Origin of the sequence: Salinicola sp. MH3R3-1 (assembly GCF_001937155.1) — a bacterium.
Taxonomy (GTDB): Bacteria; Pseudomonadota; Gammaproteobacteria; order Pseudomonadales; family Halomonadaceae; genus Salinicola; species Salinicola halophyticus.
Window position 1 is genome coordinate 1 of record NZ_MSDP01000119.1, and the last position, 249, is coordinate 249.

Sequence of the window (249 nt, forward strand, 5' to 3'; positions counted from 1 at the left end):
TCTTATTGGGCCTAAAGCGTCCGTAGCCGGCCGGGCAAGTCCGTTGGGAAATCTGTTCGCTTAACGAACAGGCGTCCAGCGGAAACTGCTCGGCTTGGGACCGAAAGACCTGAGGGGTACGTCCGGGGTAGGAGTGAAATCCTGTAATCCTGGACGGACCACCGATGGGGAAACCACCTCAGGAGGACGGATCCGACGGTGAGGGACGAAAGCTAGGGTCTCGAACCGGATTAGAAACCCCAGTAGTCC

The 249-nt window shown here is 58.2% G+C and carries 1 rRNA gene; it reads left to right on the top strand.

The window, feature by feature from the left end:
* Window positions 1-2: 2 nt before the first annotated feature.
* Window positions 3-249: ribosomal RNA gene (locus BTW08_RS18655) — 16S ribosomal RNA — on the top strand; the annotation flags it as partial.